Below are 15,696 nucleotides of genomic sequence, written 5' to 3'. Positions count from 1 at the left end.
CCTTTCTCAAACCAGCCACCGGCCATCGCGCAGACGCAAGCGCCGCGGCTGGCTGTCCTCGCTGCCCAGGTGCACCGCCAGCTCGCCCAGATGCTCGGCCAGCGCCACCGGCGCGTCGATCAGCACCACGCGGCGCAGATGCCCCTTGGGCGCGCGGGCGAGCTGGCGCAGCAAGGTGGCATCCATCGCCGACAGCGGCAGCTCCAGCCCGAGCAGGAAATACACGCCGAAATGCATGCTCTGCTGCATGTAGCGCAGCGCGTTGCCCAGGCGCTGGCAGTCCGGCACGCGCACCTGCGCGTCGCGCAGGCTGCCCAGGCCGGTATCGGGCTGCCACAGGTAGACCGCTTGGCCGGTATGCCGGGCAATCGCGCGGAACTGATCGATCAGGGCATGGACGTCCTTGCTGTCCAGCACCACGAGGCCGCTCGGGGCCGCCAGGATCCGCTCGAAAATCTCGGTGCCGGCTTGCGGCGGAACGGAGGCCATTGCTGAAGTCATTGCGTCCCCGTCCTGCTGTATTGGCGATAGTGCCATGGTGAAGTCGGCCCGCCAGCGACTGCCCGGGTGGTTGACCGGGCGATTTCCGGCCGCCGCGAGACCCATTGAACCACGGTGGATCGTTCCATTGTCCTGTTTGGAGGCCATGCCGCAGCATGGCCGCTCCGGATGCCCGCCCAGCCAGCCACGGCAGGCGATTTTCCGAAGACGGCCCGATTTCACACCGGCGCCCCTGCACGGTCAAGCAAGCACGTCACATCTCGCAATCAAGGCGGCAGAACGGTATGGTTCAGGCCTCCACCACCACGCCTGTACTCCCATGTTCGAAGGATTGCGTTTCAACCACTGGAAGACCAGCGAAGGCGACGACGGCGTTGTCACGTTGACCCTCGACCGGGCCAACAGCAGCGTCAACGCCATCTCCCGTGCGGTGCTGGACGAACTCGAGCAGATCGTCGAGCGGATGGCGATCGACAGACCGGCTGGCGTCATCGTCCACTCGGCCAAGTCCTCAGGATTTGCCGTCGGTGCCGATGTGAAGGAATTCATCGAGTACGCGAAGCAGGACACCGTGCTGGAGAACATCGAGCACGGCCAGCGCGTCTACGAGGCGCTGGCGCGGCTGCCCTGCCCCACCGTGGCCGCCGTGCACGGCGCCTGCATGGGCGGCGGCACCGAGCTGATCCTGGCCTGCCGCCAGCGCATCGCCGCCGACGATGACAAGACCCGGATCGCGCTGCCCGAAGTGATGCTGGGCATCCACCCCGGCTGGGGCGGCACCGCGCGCCTGCCGCGCCTGATCGGCGCCACCGAGGCGCTGCCGCTGATGCTGACCGGCAAGTCGCTGTCGGCGAAACGCGCGCTGGGCTTGGGCGTGGTCGATCGGCTGGCCCGTCCCGACGAGCTGCTGGCCGAGGCGCGGCTGCTCTTGCGCCATGCCGCGCCGCGCCCGTTCGCGCGCCGCGCCAAGGCCTGGGCCAGCAACATCTGGCCGGCGCGGCAGATCCTGGCGCCGATGATGTTCAAGCAGACTGCCGCGAAGGTGCGCAAGGAACATTACCCCGCTCCGTTCGCGATGATCGACGTGTGGAAGCGCGGCGGCTCCAGCATCCAGCAGCGGCTGAAGATCGAGGCACGCTCGGTGGCGAAGCTGGCGAAGACGCCGACCGCGCAGAACCTGATCCGCATCTTCTTCCTGCAGGAACGGCTGAAGGGCCAGGGCGGCGGCACCGACCCGGCGATCAAGCACGTGCACGTGGTCGGCGCCGGCGTGATGGGCGGCGACATCGCCGCGTGGGCCGCGCTCAAGGGTTTTGACGTGACCCTGCAGGACCGCGAGATGAAATTCATCCAGCCCGCGCTGGACCGCGCCCGCCAACTGTACGAGAAGAAGCTGAAGACACCGGAGAAGGTCGAGGCTGCCATGCGTCGCCTGCGCGCGGACGTCGAGGGCAGCGGCGTGGCCTCGGCCGACCTGGCGATCGAGGCGATCTACGAGAACGCCGAAGCGAAGGAAGCGCTGTACGCCGGCATCGAACCGCAGTTCCAGGCCGACGAAATCCTCGCCAGCAACACCTCCAGCATCCCGCTCGACGAGTTGCGCAAGAACCTCGTCGCGCCGCAGCGCTTCCTCGGCCTGCACTTCTTCAACCCGGTGGCGCAGATGCCGCTGGTCGAAGTGGTGCGCCATGACCGACTCGATCCGGCGATCGAGAAGCGTGCGCTGGCGTTCTGCAAGGCGATCGGCAAGCTGCCGGTGGCGGTCAAGGGCACCCCGGGCTTCCTGGTCAACCGCATCCTGATGCCGTACCTGCTGGAAGCCATGCGGCTATACAGCGAAGGCGTGCCCGGCCCGGTGCTGGATCGCGAGGCGAAGAAGTTCGGCATGCCGATGGGCCCGATAGAACTGGCCGACACCGTGGGCTTGGACGTCTGCGCGTCGGTCGGCAAGGAGCTGGCGCCGTTCCTGGGACTGGAAGTGCCGCCGGGGCTGGACGAAAGACTCGCCGCCGGCAAGCGCGGCAAGAAGGACGGCCAGGGCCTGTACGTGTGGCAGGACGGCAAGCCGCAGAAACCCGAGATCGACAAGGACTACATGACGCCGCCGGACCTGCAGGAACGCATGATCCTGCCGATGGTCAACGAGGCGATCGCCTGCCTCGCCGATGGCGTGGTCGACGACGCCGACCTGCTCGACGCCGGCGTGATCTTCGGCACCGGCTTCGCGCCGTTCCGCGGCGGCCCGATCCAGTACGCGCGCAGCGAAGGCGCCGACAAGCTCAAGGCCAGGCTCGAACAGCTGGCGCAGCGCTACGGCGATCGGTTCAAGCCGAAGAACGGCTGGGATCTTCCGGCGCTGGCTCAACGTGGTTTCGAGCTGCCGGCCGCGCCCGCCAACTGACCGGTTCGCGATTACCGGCATGAAAACGCCCGGCATGGCCGGGCGTTTTCGTTGATGCGGATCGACATCACCACATCAGGTCGTCGGGCACGCCGTCATCCCCCACGCCGGCGGCATTCGGATCAACCAGCAGCGCCAGCTGATGCGGATCGATGTCACGCACCTGCTCGGCGATGTCGCGGCTGACCAGGAGATAACGGCCGCCCTGCTGCACCACGCCGAGTTCGCCGGCGTTGAGTGCCGCCAGTTGCGCGGCATCCACGTGCACGCGGCGGATCTTGCCGCTGTACTCGAAATTGCGCGGCTGGTCGGCGTCGGCCTTGTTCAACGCCTTGCCGTCGAGCAGTTGCTGGATCTTCTGCTTGCGCTCGCGCCGCAGCCTGGCCTGTTCGGCGGCCTCCTGTTCGACGCGCTGGCGTTCGCGGGCTTCGGTCTGCGCGCGCAACGCATATGCCTTGGCCAGGTCGATGTCCTGCTGGCTCTGCGCCGCTGGCCGTGCGGCGTGCGGCGCGGCGTGCGGCTTGCCGCCCTTGCGCGCCGGCTTGCCGGACGGTGGCGCAGCCGCGCGCTTCGGCTCGCGCGCCCGGTCCTGTTGGACTTGTTTGACGATGCCGCTCTTGAGCAGCTGATCGCGCAGGGAATCGGCCATGCGGGTGTTCCGTCATCGGTAGGCTGGATGGGTCGGTCAGTAATGCGGCGGCGGCGGTTCGTCGTGCGGATCGTCGCCCTGCGCGATGCGCATCGACGCCATCTCGCCGCGCAGGTCGCACAAGGCACGCTCCAGCGCGGCAATCCGCTGCGACTGGTCGGCATCCGCCGTGGTCAGCGCCTGCACCGCTTCATCGATGAAGGTCAGCTTGACCTCCATCTCGTCGAGCCGCCGGGCAAGCGTGTCGTTCGAGTCGTTCATCACGCTACTTGCAGGCTGCGGCCGCGGCCGATGCCGTAATAAGCCAGGCCCGCCTCCTCCACCACGAGCGGGTCGTACAGGTTGCGCCCGTCGAAGATCGCCGGCACAACCAGCGTGGCGCGGATGGCCCTGAAATCCGGGCTGCGGAAGGCCTTCCACTCGGTGACCACCGCCAGCACGTCGGCGCCCTGCAGGGCATCCATGGCGTGCTCGCACAGCACCAGGTCATCGCGGTCGCCGTACAGCCGCTGCGCTTCCTCGCGCGCCTCCGGATCGAACGCGCGGACCTTCGCGCCGGCATCCCACAGCAACTCCATCAGGCGCCGGCTGGAAGCCTCGCGCATGTCGTCGGTGTTCGGCTTGAACGCCAGACCCCACAGCGCGACCGTCCTGCCCGCCAGCTTGCCGTCGAGGTGGCGCGAGATGAGCTCGAACAGCTTGCTCTTCTGCTGCTGGTTGACCGCCTCGACCGCGCCGAGCAGGCGCGCCTCGTAGCCATGGGCGTGTGCGGTGCGCTCCAGCGCCTGCACGTCCTTGGGGAAGCACGAGCCGCCGTACCCGGCACCCGGATAGATGAAACTGTAGCCGATGCGCGGGTCCGAGCCGATGCCCTGGCGCACCAGCTCCACGTCGGCGCCCACCCGCTCGGCGATGTTCGCGATCTCGTTCATGAAACTGATCTTGGTCGCCAGCATCGCGTTGGCGGCGTACTTGGTCAGCTCGGCCGAGCGCTCGTCCATCACCACCATGCGGTCGTGGTTGCGGTTGAACGGCGCGTACAGCTTGCGCAGCAACGCCACCGCGCGCTCGCTGGAAGCTCCCACGATGATGCGATCGGGACGCAGGCAGTCTTCCACCGCCGCGCCTTCCTTCAGGAACTCCGGATTCGACACCACGTCGAATTCCACCGTGGCCTGGCGCGCCGCCAGCTCGGCCGCGACGGCCTCGCGCACGCGATCGGCGGTACCCACCGGCACGGTCGACTTGTTCACCACCACGGCGTAGCGGTCCAGGTGCCGGCCGATCGTGCTGGCCACTTTCTGCACGTATTGCAGGTCGGCGCTGCCGTCCTCGTCCGGCGGGGTGCCGACGGCGATGAAGATCAGCTCGCCATGCGCGATCGCCGGTGCCGCCTCGGTGGTGAAGTCGAGCCGGCCGCCGGCATGGTTGCGCTGCACGATCGACTCCAGCCCCGGCTCGTAGATCGGAATCTCGCCACACTTCAGGCGCTCGACCTTGGCCGCATCGATGTCGACGCAGAGCACGTGGTTGCCCATCTCGGCCAGGCAGGCACCGGTGACCAGACCCACATAGCCGGTACCGAAAATGGTGACTTTCATCATCGTTGCAGCGATCCCTTAAAAGCTGAGCCGTCTATTCTAGCCGCTCGAACGCACGACACGGCACCGCGCCGCCATCGACGGAAAAGCAGAAGGGCGCGAATCGCTTCGCGCCCTTCCGGTTTGTCATCGCCGCGGAACGGCGATGGACCTCTGATTATTTGCCGGCCGGAGCCGCACCTGCCGGCGTCGGGCCGGTCTTGACCAGGGTCACGTCGAAGATCAGCGTGGCATTCGGCGGCATCGGCGGCTGCGGCTCGGCGCCATAGGCCAGCGCTGCCGGGATGAACAGCTTGTAATGACCGCCCACCTGCATCAGCTGCAGGCCTTCGCGGAAGCCCGGGATCACGCCTGCCAGCGGAATCTTGGCCGCACCCGGCGGATTGTGCTTGGCGGAGGCATCGAACACCTGGCCATCGACAAAGGTACCGGTGTAGTTGATCTCGACGGTATCGTTCGGACCCGGACGGGCGCCCGTACCCTGGCTGATCACCTGGTACTGCAGGCCCGACGCAGTCGTCTTCACGCCCGGCGCGGTCTTGTTCTTGGCCAGGAAAGCGTCGCCCTCGGCCTTGTTCTTTGCCGCCAGCTTGGTCATCTCGGCCTGGTACTTGGCCTGGATCTTGGCCATGAAGGCCTCGTGCACCTGCTTGGCTTCGGCTTCGCTCATGGTCGGCTTCTGGCCGGACAACGCCGCCTTCACCGCATTCGCCACGGCGTTCGGATCCAGCTCATCGCGCATGATCGGCGGAACCTGGGAAGCAATCTCCCAACCCACAACATAACTGGCCTTCGCCTTGTCGACAGTACCGGCAGCGCCGGCGGTCTGAGCGGCGACGCCGGCCGTCATGCCCAGCGCAACGGCCATCGCGACCGCCGTCAGCGTGGGACGCAGAAAGTGCTTCATTCGTAACTCCCTCATGTATGGATATGCCGACGTTGCCGGCCGGGCCCCCCCGATGGAGGCAGGCCTCGCATTGTGCGGTGCTTGTCCGATCTTGGCAACGATTCAGGGCTCAGACCGTCGGTCGGGACAAAGGTTCAACCTTTCCGGGTCCGGCCCCGCCCGGCCGTCAGCCCATGCCGCCTCCCGAGGGGCCGGGCTTTTCAAGGGTCTCCTTCAGCGCCGCCTGCAGGCGCGCATGCATCTTCACCAGGCCGCGCCACAGCACCACCGCCACCACCACGCCCAGTACGACCAGGGACAGCGCGACGCCGCGGGGCGGCAGGATGGCCGAACTGAGCACGCTCACCAGCAGCGCCAGCGCAAGCAGCGTCGCCAGCGGGATGACCCTGGACAGCACGTTGCGGATGGCCTGGGTATACGAACCGGCAAACCGCTCGCGTATGCCGATCTCCGCCAATAGCATGCCAAGCGCCTCGGCCTTGCGGTAGACCGCGATCAGCATGGGCAGGGACAGGAACAGCGCACCGGCCCAGATCAGCGTATGGCGCAGATCCCGGTCGATGCCGAGCATCGAGAACCAGCTCCAGTTGTGCGCATTGATGTAGGCGCCAATGACGAATAGCGCCACCACCAGCAGGACGTTGATCCCGATATGCCACAGCAGGCGACGGAACATGGCGGCTATCGCAGCGTTTTCGTTGACCGGCTTGAGGTTTTCCAGCCAACCGCTGTAGCTGGTCGCCAGCAGCCTCAATGAGCGCGGCGTCACCCGGCGCAGGCCGTTCGCCAGCCCGTCGGCCGAACGATTCATGTACGGCGATGCGGCCATGCACAGTACCGAGACCGCCACCGCAATCGGATAGATGAAATCGCTGATCACGCCAAGAGAAAGCCCGAGCGTGGCGATGACGAACGAGAACTCTCCGATCTGCGCCATGCCCAGCCCCGAACGCAGCGCCGTGCGCGCGTCGTGCCCGACAACGAAGATACCCAGGCTGCACGCCAGCGTCTTGCCGACGATGACGACCGCCGCGATGAGCAGTGCCGGCAGTGCGTACTGCGGCAACATCGCCGGATCGATCTTCAGGCCGATCGCCACGAAGAACAGCGCCGCGAACATGTCGCGCAGCGGTTCCACCAGGTGCAGCACGCGCCCCACGCTGCGCGACTCAGCCACCACCGCGCCCGCCAGGAAGGCGCCCAGCGCCACGCTGAAACCCATCCAGGCCGCGAACAGGCTGGCACCGAAACAGATGCCGAGTACGCTGACCAACAGCGTTTCGTCGCGATCGAAACCAGCCACGTAATCCACCAGCCGCGGCAGCAGCAGCAGGCCCAGGATCATCCCGACGATCACGAACAGGCCCAGGTGGCCGACCAGGGTGAACGCGGTCTCCGCCTGTACCGAGCCACCCAGCGCCACGGCCGTGAGCAGGGTCAGCATGACGATGGCCAGCATGTCCTCGGCCACCAGCAGCCCTACCACCAGTTGGGCAAACGGTTGATGCCGCTGCCCGCCCTCCGCCAGCGTGCGGGTGGCCACCATCGTGGACGAGAGCGAAATGATCGCGCCGAGGAAGAGCGCGTCCATGCCGGTCCAGCCGAACAGGCCGCCGATGCCGTAGCCGATCCACAGCATCAGCCCGACTTCGGCCACGGCCGCGGCCAGCACGCCGATGCCGACCTCGCGCAGCTTGCGCACGCTGAATTCGAGGCCCAGCGTGAACATCAGCAGCACCACGCCGAGATTGGAGATGTCGTCGATCGCGCGCGGATCGCCGACCAGCACACCCGGCGTGTGCGGACCGATCAGCACGCCGGCCAGGATGTAGCCCAGCAGCACCGGCTGCCGCATCCGCTGGAACAGGATCGTGGTGGCGCCCGCCACGATCATCACCACGGCAAGGTCACGAATGAAGCCGATTTCGTGCATTCGTCAACTCTTCAAAACGGTGCAGGTCGTTGCAGCTTAAACGAAGCACGGTGGCACTCGGCCGGCCGTCGAACGGGGCGGCGGGCGACGGACGATTCGTTCATCGGGATGCTGAAAAAAAGCTTGACGGATATGTGGCCCGCACCTATTCTTCTCGGCTTCCAGCGGCGGGGCCATAGCTCAGCTGGGAGAGCGCCTGCATGGCATGCAGGAGGTCGGCGGTTCGATCCCGCCTGGCTCCACCAACTTAATCCGTCCCCATCGTCTAGAGGCCTAGGACATCACCCTTTCACGGTGGCGACCGGGGTTCGAATCCCCGTGGGGACGCCAAGTTGGCTCGCAGAAGCTGGAAGCTGTTGCAAATGCGGAGTGGTAGTTCAGTTGGTTAGAATGCTGGCCTGTCACGCCGGAGGTCGCGGGTTCGAGTCCCGTCCACTCCGCCACTATTCAAGCAGAAAGCCCGCCTTGCGCGGGCTTTTTGTTGCGGTGTATTTGTGCGCTCATCCATGTGCGCAAAGATCAAGAAGCTGCCATCCATGGCTGCACTTGCTGTACTTGTGCGCTCATCCCTGAGCGCGGGAAAGTCAAAAGGCGGCCATCCCTGGCCGCACTTTCAAACGAGGCCGCCGCTTTCTGGCTGTCCTGTTTGCGGCTCCAGCGTGCCGATGGAATGCCCCTGCTCCGCCAGGTACTCCAGCCAGCGCGACAGGAATCCGTTCATGCGCAGGCGATGCTGGAACACGGTGTGCGCCGGCGAGAACGGTCCCAGCACCTGCCACAGGTGCCGGCCGGGATGGCAGTGCAAGGCCTCCGCCACATGCGCGTCGGTATACATGCGCAACTGCGCCGACGGCGCGCGCTGGCCGGTATGCGCGTCGACGAAATCGTAGGTGAGTTCCAGTTCCAGCGTGTATGGATGGCATTCCTGCACGTGCAGGTGCACGTCGAGCCCGTCGCTCACGTCGGAGACATACCGGCCCGGCGCCAGCTGCTGCGGCGCGAACAGCCGCGTCAGCCGGTGGTAGTTTTCCGCATACAGCCCCATCAGGAACTCGAAGCGTCCGGGCAGCAGGCTGTTGCGGTTGTCCAGTACGACGCTCATGGCGGGCGCGCAAACTCCAGGTGGCAATCAGAACATGGTCCGCTCGATACCGAAGCGGTCGAAGATCTTGCTGGCGATCTCCTCGATCGACACATGTGTGGTGTTCAGGCTGGGAATGCCGGCCTGGCGCATCAGGCGGTCGGCCTGCTCCAGCTCCCAGCGACACTGCTGCAAAGTCGCGTAGCGGCTGCCGGCGCGGCGTTGCTCGCGGATCTGCGCCAGCCGCAGCGGATCGATGGTCAGTCCGTACAGCCGGTCCCGGTACGGGCGCAGTCGCGCCGGCAGTTCGAGTTTTTCGAGGTCTTCGTCGGTCAGCGGATAATTGGCGGCACTGACGCCGTAATGCAAGGCCATGTAAAGACAGGTCGGCGTCTTGCCGGAACGCGACACGCCGACCAGGATCAGGTCGGCCTCGGCATAATTCACGTCGATGCCGTCGTCATGCGAGAGCGCGTAATTGGTCGCATTGATGCGCGCCTCGTACTTGTCGAAATCGACCAGGCCGTGCGAGCGGTTCACCAGGCCGGTGCGCTTTGTCCCCAGTTCGTCCTCCAGCGGGCCGATGAACGGCGCGAACACGTCCAGCATCAGGGCGCCGCTGGTGGCCACGATCTCGCACAGCGCACGCTCGGCCATGGTGTTGACCACGATCGGCCGCTGCCCGCTTTGCGCGTACTTGGTCTTGATCCGCAGCGCAGCGATTTCCGCCTTGTGCGCGTTGTCGGTGAACGGCAACCGGTGCTTGTCGAACTGCACGCCCTCGAACTGCGCCAGGATGCTGTTGCCGATCGTCTCCGCGGTGATACCAGTGGAATCGGAGATGAAAAAAACCGTTCGCTGCATACAGGATCCTGATGGCGGGGAAGCATTTGTCTGCACCTTAGCGCAAGCATGAAATCCACCGCCAGCTGACTGGTATGCCGTTGGAATGACATCTTCCGGCATTGGTCTTCTTGTGCTGCGCACCATCCGCAGCGGACAATACCAGTTCTTTGCAACCCGCTTCGGGCCTTCGTGCCGCGCCCATTCCACTTATCCGCAGAGCTTCCCTAAGGAGACACCCTTGAACGACCTGGTGCTTTGGCTTGACCAACTGCGCATGACCGACCTGGGCAAGGTCGGCGGCAAGAATGCCTCCCTCGGCGAAATGATCGGCAACCTCGCCAAGCTCGGCGTCTCCGTGCCCGGCGGCTTCGCGACCACGGCCAGCGCATTCCAGCAGTACCTGGAAAAGAGCGGCCTGGCAAAACGCATCCAGGATCGGCTGGCCACGCTCGACGTCGACGACGTCGACACCCTGGTAGCGGCCGGCAGGGAAATCCGTGGCTGGATCGTCGATACCGCCCTGCCCGCCGAACTCGAGCAGGCGATCCGCGGGGCCTACATCAAACTGTGCAAGGACGCCGGCGCCGACGACATCGCGGTCGCGGTTCGTTCCTCTGCGACCGCCGAGGATCTGCCCGACGCTTCGTTCGCCGGCCAGCAGGAAACCTTCCTCAACGTGGTCGGCATCGACGACGTGCTGCACAAGGTGAAGGAAGTCTTCGCCTCGCTGTACAACGATCGTGCCATCGCCTACCGCGTGCACCAGGGTTTCAAGCACGAAGACGTGTTCCTCTCCGCCGGCGTGCAGCTGATGGTGCGCTCGGACGTGGGCGCCGCCGGCGTGCTGTTCACGCTGGACACCGAGTCGGGCTTCCGCGACGTGGTGTTCGTCACCGGCTCGTACGGCCTCGGCGAGATGGTCGTGCAGGGCGCGGTCAATCCGGACGAGTTCTACGTGTTCAAGCCGACCCTGCGCGACGGCAAGCCGGCCGTCCTGCGCCGCAACCTCGGCGCCAAGCAGCTGCGCATGGTGTATTCCAGCGCACCGGGCGAACGGGTCAGGACCGAGGACACCCCGGTCGAACTGCGCAACACATTCTGCATCAGCGACGACGACGTGCAGGAACTCGCCCGCCAGTCGCTGATCATCGAAAAGCATTACGGCCGCCCGATGGACATCGAGTGGGCGAAGGACGGCCACACCGGCAAGCTGTACATCGTGCAGGCGCGCCCGGAAACGGTGAAATCGCGCTCGCATGCGACCCAGCTGGAACGCTTCAGCCTCAGCGAGAAAGGCAAGGTGCTGGCCGAAGGCCGCTCGATCGGCCAGAAGATCGGCGCCGGCAAGGCCCGCGTGATCCGTTCCCTGAGCGACATGAACAAGGTGCAGGTCGGCGACGTGCTGATCGCCGACATGACCGACCCCGACTGGGAGCCAGTGATGAAGCGCGCCTCGGCGATCGTCACCAACCGCGGCGGCCGCACCTGCCACGCGGCGATCATCGCGCGCGAGCTGGGCGTGCCGGCAGTGGTCGGTACCGGCAACGCGCTGGAGCTGATCCCCGATGGCGCCGACGTCACCGTATCCTGCGCCGAAGGCGACACCGGCACGATCTACGAAGGCATCCTGAAGTTCGAGCGGATCACCGCCGACCTCGGCGCCATGCCCGAAGCGCCGCTGAAGATCATGATGAACGTGGCCAACCCCGAGCGCGCGTTCGACTTCGGCATGCTGCCGAACGCCGGCATCGGCCTGGCCCGGCTGGAGATGATCATCGCGAGCCACATCGGCGTGCATCCGAAGGCGCTGCTGGAATACGCCAAGCAGGACGCCGAAACAAAGGCGAAGATCGACGAGCGCATCGCCGGCTACGCCGGGCCGGTCGAGTTCTACGTCGACCGCCTCGCCGAAGGCATCGCCACCATCGCCGCCTCGGTCTACCCGAAGCCGGTGATCGTGCGCCTGTCCGACTTCAAGTCGAACGAATACGCCGGCCTGCTCGGCGGTTCGCGCTACGAGCCGCACGAAGAGAACCCGATGATCGGTTTCCGCGGCGCCAGCCGCTACGTCGATCCCAGCTTCGCCGAGGCGTTCGCGCTGGAGTGCAAGGCGGTCAAGCGCGTGCGCGAGGTGATGGGCCTCGTCAACGTATGGGTGATGATCCCGTTCGTGCGCACGCTCGGCGAAGGCCGCAAGGTGATCGAGGTGCTGGCGAAGAACGGCCTCAGGCAGGGCGAGCATGACCTCAAGGTCATCATGATGTGCGAGGTGCCGTCGAACGCGCTGCTCGCCGACGAGTTCCTCGACATCTTCGACGGCTTCTCGATCGGCTCGAACGATCTCACCCAGCTCACCCTGGGCCTCGACCGCGACTCCAGCATCGTCGCCAGCCTGTTCGACGAACGCGATCCGGCGGTGAAGAAGCTGCTGGCCATGGCGATCAAGACCGCCCGCGCCAAGGGCAAGTACATCGGCATCTGCGGCCAGGGTCCCAGCGACCACCCCGATCTGGCCGAGTGGCTGATGGAACAGGGCATCGAGTCGGTATCGCTGAATCCGGATACGGTCGTCGACACCTGGCTGCGACTGGCGAAAAAGAAGGCCGACCGGGTAATCTGATCGCCGCTTGATGCGCACACGCATGAAGCACAAGGGCCGCGAAAGCGGCCCTTGGTTTTTGGAGAAGCGGAAATCCAGCGGCCGGATTCAGCTGGAGCGCACGAGCAGGACCGTGATGTTGTCGTCGCCGCCACTGTCCAGAGCGCCCAACAGCAGCTGATCCACGCATTCCTGGGCGGCCAGGTCGGTCCGCGCCACCGTGCGTGCTATCGAGGCGTCGCTGACGCCCTCCGTCAAACCGTCGCTGCACAGCAGGAAGCCCATGCCCGATTCCAGCTGGCCACGCGCCATGCCGATATGCAGCTGCTCGATGGCGGTCACGCCCAGCGCCTGGGTCAGCACGTTGCGCTGGGGATGCTGGGCGGCCTGCGCCGGGTCGAGCTGGCCGGCCTCGACCAGCGCCTGTACCAGCGAGTGGTCGTGGCTGATCTGCCGCAATTCCTTCTTCCACAGGTAGACCCGGCTGTCGCCGACCCAGGCGACTTCGTAACCGTCGCCGATGATCCGCAGCACGGCGATGGTGGTGCCCATCGGCAACACGTCGAAGCTGTGCCGGGTGTGCGCAAGCAACCGCTCCGCAGCGCCGTGCACCGCCTCGATCAGGCTGTGCCCCTGGCCGACCAGGTCGACCACCGCATCCCGCACCAGCGCCGACGCCACCTCGCCATGCTGGTGCCCGCCCATGCCGTCGGCCACCAGGAACAGGCCGAGCGAAGCACCGGCGTAATAAGTGTCCTCATTGCGCGTGCGGCGCAGGCCGACATGCGTTCCGTGTCCGAATTCGATCATGGGTTTTCAGTAGGTACGAGCCGTTGCAGCATGCCGGAAGACCCGGTTGTTGTCACGGCAAGTTCGCTCGCGTATGATTCCCGGCTCGCATGCGCCACCATGCACCGCACCGGAGAGGTGGCAGAGTGGTCGAATGTACCTGACTCGAAATCAGGCGTACGTGTAAGCGTACCGTGGGTTCGAATCCCACCCTCTCCGCCATAAAAACAGAACGCCCCCTAGTGGGGCGTTTTGTTTTTATGGCGGAGACGGCGGGGATGAGAGCCCACCCGGGTTCGACGAATTCGCCGGGAGCGAATTCGGACAGCCGCAGGCTGGCCCCGCAGCGCGCAGCGCGAAGGGGTTCGGCCCAAGGATGGGCCGAACAATCCCGCCCGACCCCGTGGACACCGCGCACCGCACCACCACGATTCACCCCAGCCGCCGCCACACGCTCTGCCCATCCACACTGCTCTTGTCCAACGTATCGAGACGTTGCTCATGCTGCGACAACTCGTCCGCCGAGGCGCGCAGCACACGCGGCCGGGCATGCAGCACCACCGGCGCCGTCACCACCACATCGCGTTGCTCGGTGGCGCCCTCGAAGCCGAGGTCGAAGGCCACTTGCCCCGAAGTCATCGCCAGATACACGTCGGCCAGCAGCTGCGCGTCGATCAGGCCGCCGTGCAGGTCGCGCCGCGAGTTGTCCACGCCCAACCGCTTGCACAGCGCATCGAGGTTGTTGCGCTGGCCGGGGTAGCGCTCGCGCGCCATTGCCAGGGTATCCAGCACGCTGCAACGGTCGCCGATCCTGCCTGCGCCGTCGCCCAGCCGGGCCAGTTCGGCATCGAGGAAGCCGATGTCGAAACTGGCGTTGTGGATGATCAGTTCCGCGCCGTCGATGAAGGCCAGGAACTCGTCGACCACCTCGGCAAAACGCGGCTTGTCGAGCAGGAACTCGTCCTCGATGCCGGTAACCTGCCGGGCACCTTCGTCGATCGCCCGATCCGGGTTGAGGTAGGTCTGGTAATGCCGGCCGGTAAGCCGGCGCTCGACCATTTCGACGCAGGCGATTTCCACCAGTCGATGCCCCTGGCGTACTTCGAGGCCGGTGGTTTCGGTATCGAGAACGATCTGCCTCATGCCCTGCCCTTCATCAGCTCGGCCTGTTCACGCGCGGCCTGATCGACCCGCTCGTTTTCGATGTGGCCGTTGTGGCCCTTCACCCACTTCCAGCGCACCTGGTGGGCGCCGACCGCATCGGACAGGCGCTGCCACAGATCCTGGTTCTTGACCGGCTTCTTGTCGGCGGTACGCCAGCCATTCGCGCGCCACTTCGGCATCCACTGCTCGATGCCCTGCATTACATAGCGCGAATCGGTGGTGAGGGTGACTTCGCACGGCCGCTTCAATGCTTCCAGCGCGCCGATCGCCGCCATCAGCTCCATACGGTTGTTGGTGGTGGCCGGCTCACCGCCAGCCACCATGCGTTCGCTGCCCTTTGCGCGCAACAGCGCGGCCCAACCGCCGGGACCCGGGTTGCCCAGGCAGGCCCCGTCGGTAAATGCTTCCACTTCGCTCATCGTTGCTCACGTATTCCATTGAAAATCACAGAGCCGAACTGCGCCGGGTACCCGGCGAAAGCCGTCCATTCGCCGGCACGCGCACCGGCACCGGCTTGAGCCGCAGCGGCGTGACCAGGCGCCGGCGCTTGCGCGCGACCAGCACGTAGCCGCCGCCGAAGGCGCCTGCAAGGGTTCGCCGTGTCGTGGCCAGGCTGGGCCACATGCTGCCCACCCGCTGCACCTGCTCGATCACCAGCCCGGCCAGCTCAAGCCGTTGCCGGAGCCGCCACGGCATCTGCAGCGCCGGCGACTTTCCGCGCATGCGCCAGTAGAACCATGGCGACCAACCGCCGAGCGGATGCACGCCGGTCAACGCAAGCACACCGCCGGGCGCCAGCACGCGAACGGCTTCATCCAGCAGGGCCGCAGGCAGCGGCGCCACTTCCAGCGCATGCCGCAACAGCACCAGCTCGAACGCATCGTCGATGAATGGCAATGGCTCGTCCGCCGCCGCCTGCAGGTCGCCCCGGTAGCGGCCGTTCGCCAAGTGCAAGGTGGCCCAACAGCCAAGCATCGGCAGCGCCGGCGGCGCATCGCCGAAGGATGCTCCCAGCAACAGCGCATGGGCGCCGAAGCAGCGTTGCAGCTCCGGCTTCAGCACGCGCGTCTGCTCATCCAGCAAGCGGCGCAACGGCGCACTGGCGTAGATGTCGTCATCGCGTTGTGGCATGCAACCGGTCCGGTCTTTCATCTGAACCCAGAGTGTAACGGCTGACGATAGCCGGCAGCAGGTCGCAGGCGCGACGGAACTGCCGCACGCTGCT

General features: G+C 66.0%; 14 protein-coding genes and 4 tRNA genes. 6 read left to right on the top strand and 12 right to left on the bottom strand.

The window, feature by feature from the left end; all coding sequences use genetic code 11:
- Positions 1-6: 6 nt before the first annotated feature.
- Positions 7-501 (bottom strand): hypothetical protein, encoded by a 495-nt coding sequence (locus tag ABIE04_RS13570; RefSeq protein ID WP_214557255.1) that lies wholly within the window; start codon positions 499-501, stop codon positions 7-9.
- 319 nt (positions 502-820) lie between these two features.
- On the opposite strand from ABIE04_RS13570, the gene ABIE04_RS13565 reads away from it, so the two are divergent.
- Entirely contained in the window at positions 821-2,902 is a 2,082-nt protein-coding gene (locus ABIE04_RS13565) for a 3-hydroxyacyl-CoA dehydrogenase NAD-binding domain-containing protein (protein ID WP_354551175.1), read from the top strand.
- Positions 2,903-2,969: 67 nt separating this feature from the next.
- Here ABIE04_RS13565 and ABIE04_RS13560 read toward each other — a convergent pair whose 3' ends face one another.
- The 5 genes from ABIE04_RS13560 to ABIE04_RS13540 all read right to left on the bottom strand — a co-directional run bounded on the left by ABIE04_RS13560 (position 2,970) and on the right by ABIE04_RS13540 (position 7,992).
- Entirely contained in the window at positions 2,970-3,551 is a 582-nt protein-coding gene (locus ABIE04_RS13560; protein ID WP_354551173.1) for a DUF2058 domain-containing protein, read from the bottom strand.
- 36 nt (positions 3,552-3,587) lie between these two features.
- Complete coding sequence (locus tag ABIE04_RS13555; protein WP_354551171.1) at positions 3,588-3,812, bottom strand: SlyX family protein; 225 nt, start codon at positions 3,810-3,812, stop codon at positions 3,588-3,590.
- Positions 3,812-5,152, bottom strand: a complete 1,341-nt coding sequence (locus tag ABIE04_RS13550) for a UDP-glucose dehydrogenase family protein (RefSeq protein WP_354551474.1) — start codon at positions 5,150-5,152, stop codon at positions 3,812-3,814. The genes ABIE04_RS13555 and ABIE04_RS13550 overlap by 1 nt, the downstream gene beginning before the upstream one ends.
- Before the next feature lie 157 nt (positions 5,153-5,309).
- Positions 5,310-6,059, bottom strand: coding sequence for an FKBP-type peptidyl-prolyl cis-trans isomerase (locus tag ABIE04_RS13545; protein ID WP_214557251.1), 750 nt, complete (start codon positions 6,057-6,059; stop codon positions 5,310-5,312).
- A gap of 166 nt (positions 6,060-6,225) precedes the next feature.
- Complete coding sequence (locus ABIE04_RS13540; protein WP_354551168.1) at positions 6,226-7,992, bottom strand: cation:proton antiporter; 1,767 nt, start codon at positions 7,990-7,992, stop codon at positions 6,226-6,228.
- A 169-nt stretch (positions 7,993-8,161) separates the two neighbouring features.
- Here ABIE04_RS13540 and ABIE04_RS13535 point away from each other — a divergent pair.
- The 3 genes from ABIE04_RS13535 (at position 8,162) to ABIE04_RS13525 (ending at position 8,435) form a co-directional block, all read left to right on the top strand.
- A tRNA-Ala gene (locus ABIE04_RS13535) sits at positions 8,162-8,237 on the top strand.
- Positions 8,238-8,246: 9 nt separating this feature from the next.
- Positions 8,247-8,322 (top strand) — tRNA-Glu (locus ABIE04_RS13530).
- Between the two features lie 36 nt (positions 8,323-8,358).
- Positions 8,359-8,435, top strand: a tRNA-Asp gene (locus ABIE04_RS13525).
- Positions 8,436-8,605: 170 nt separating this feature from the next.
- On the opposite strand, the gene ABIE04_RS13520 is transcribed toward ABIE04_RS13525, so the two are convergent.
- Both ABIE04_RS13520 and ppsR read right to left on the bottom strand, forming a co-directional pair.
- Complete coding sequence (locus ABIE04_RS13520) at positions 8,606-9,094, bottom strand: DUF1249 domain-containing protein (RefSeq protein ID WP_354551166.1); 489 nt, start codon at positions 9,092-9,094, stop codon at positions 8,606-8,608.
- A 27-nt stretch (positions 9,095-9,121) separates the two neighbouring features.
- Entirely contained in the window at positions 9,122-9,937 is an 816-nt protein-coding gene (gene ppsR / locus ABIE04_RS13515) for a posphoenolpyruvate synthetase regulatory kinase/phosphorylase PpsR (RefSeq protein ID WP_354551163.1), read from the bottom strand.
- Between the two features lie 220 nt (positions 9,938-10,157).
- Between ppsR and ppsA the strand changes: the two genes are divergently transcribed.
- Complete coding sequence (ppsA, locus tag ABIE04_RS13510; RefSeq protein WP_354551161.1) at positions 10,158-12,539, top strand: phosphoenolpyruvate synthase; 2,382 nt, start codon at positions 10,158-10,160, stop codon at positions 12,537-12,539.
- Between the two features lie 87 nt (positions 12,540-12,626).
- Here the strand turns inward: ppsA and ABIE04_RS13505 are convergent, their stop codons facing one another.
- On the bottom strand, positions 12,627-13,328 hold the full coding sequence (locus tag ABIE04_RS13505) for a PP2C family protein-serine/threonine phosphatase (RefSeq protein ID WP_354551159.1): 702 nt from the start codon (positions 13,326-13,328) through the stop codon (positions 12,627-12,629).
- A gap of 111 nt (positions 13,329-13,439) precedes the next feature.
- Here ABIE04_RS13505 and ABIE04_RS13500 point away from each other — a divergent pair.
- Positions 13,440-13,529 (top strand) — tRNA-Ser (locus ABIE04_RS13500).
- A 210-nt stretch (positions 13,530-13,739) separates the two neighbouring features.
- Here the strand turns inward: ABIE04_RS13500 and dnaQ are convergent.
- From dnaQ to ABIE04_RS13485, 3 genes are read right to left on the bottom strand one after another with little or no spacing between them, the layout of a single operon-like run.
- Complete coding sequence (gene dnaQ / locus ABIE04_RS13495; protein ID WP_354551156.1) at positions 13,740-14,450, bottom strand: DNA polymerase III subunit epsilon; 711 nt, start codon at positions 14,448-14,450, stop codon at positions 13,740-13,742.
- Positions 14,447-14,890: a ribonuclease HI gene (rnhA, locus tag ABIE04_RS13490; RefSeq protein ID WP_354551154.1), complete on the bottom strand. Its 444-nt coding sequence runs from the start codon at positions 14,888-14,890 to the stop codon at positions 14,447-14,449. Before rnhA ends, dnaQ begins: the two co-directional genes overlap by 4 nt.
- A gap of 25 nt (positions 14,891-14,915) precedes the next feature.
- Positions 14,916-15,602, bottom strand: coding sequence for a methyltransferase domain-containing protein (locus tag ABIE04_RS13485; RefSeq protein WP_354551152.1), 687 nt, complete (start codon positions 15,600-15,602; stop codon positions 14,916-14,918).
- Positions 15,603-15,696 lie beyond the last annotated feature (94 nt).

It is taken from the genome of Rhodanobacter soli, from assembly GCF_040548735.1.
GTDB classification, from domain to species: Bacteria; Pseudomonadota; Gammaproteobacteria; order Xanthomonadales; family Rhodanobacteraceae; genus Rhodanobacter; species Rhodanobacter soli_A.
This window is presented reverse-complemented; position numbering and strand designations above follow the sequence as displayed.

What these genes read in the sequence shown, in the direction of transcription:
- ABIE04_RS13520 (WP_354551166.1), bottom strand. Translation starts at nt 9,094, where the DNA reads ATGAGCGTCGTACTGGACAACCGCAACAGCCTGCTGCCCGGACGCTTC.
- ABIE04_RS13570 (WP_214557255.1), bottom strand. Translation starts at nt 501, where the DNA reads ATGACTTCAGCAATGGCCTCCGTTCCGCCGCAAGCCGGCACCGAGATT.
- ABIE04_RS13505 (WP_354551159.1), bottom strand. Translation starts at nt 13,328, where the DNA reads ATGATCGAATTCGGACACGGAACGCATGTCGGCCTGCGCCGCACGCGC.
- ABIE04_RS13485 (WP_354551152.1), bottom strand. Translation starts at nt 15,602, where the DNA reads ATGCCACAACGCGATGACGACATCTACGCCAGTGCGCCGTTGCGCCGC.
- ABIE04_RS13550 (WP_354551474.1), bottom strand. Translation starts at nt 5,152, where the DNA reads ATGAAAGTCACCATTTTCGGTACCGGCTATGTGGGTCTGGTCACCGGT.
- ABIE04_RS13555 (WP_354551171.1), bottom strand. Translation starts at nt 3,812, where the DNA reads ATGAACGACTCGAACGACACGCTTGCCCGGCGGCTCGACGAGATGGAG.
- dnaQ (WP_354551156.1), bottom strand. Translation starts at nt 14,450, where the DNA reads ATGAGGCAGATCGTTCTCGATACCGAAACCACCGGCCTCGAAGTACGC.
- rnhA (WP_354551154.1), bottom strand. Translation starts at nt 14,890, where the DNA reads ATGAGCGAAGTGGAAGCATTTACCGACGGGGCCTGCCTGGGCAACCCG.
- ABIE04_RS13540 (WP_354551168.1), bottom strand. Translation starts at nt 7,992, where the DNA reads ATGCACGAAATCGGCTTCATTCGTGACCTTGCCGTGGTGATGATCGTG.
- ABIE04_RS13565 (WP_354551175.1), top strand. Translation starts at nt 821, where the DNA reads ATGTTCGAAGGATTGCGTTTCAACCACTGGAAGACCAGCGAAGGCGAC.
- ppsR (WP_354551163.1), bottom strand. Translation starts at nt 9,937, where the DNA reads ATGCAGCGAACGGTTTTTTTCATCTCCGATTCCACTGGTATCACCGCG.
- ABIE04_RS13560 (WP_354551173.1), bottom strand. Translation starts at nt 3,551, where the DNA reads ATGGCCGATTCCCTGCGCGATCAGCTGCTCAAGAGCGGCATCGTCAAA.
- ABIE04_RS13545 (WP_214557251.1), bottom strand. Translation starts at nt 6,059, where the DNA reads ATGAAGCACTTTCTGCGTCCCACGCTGACGGCGGTCGCGATGGCCGTT.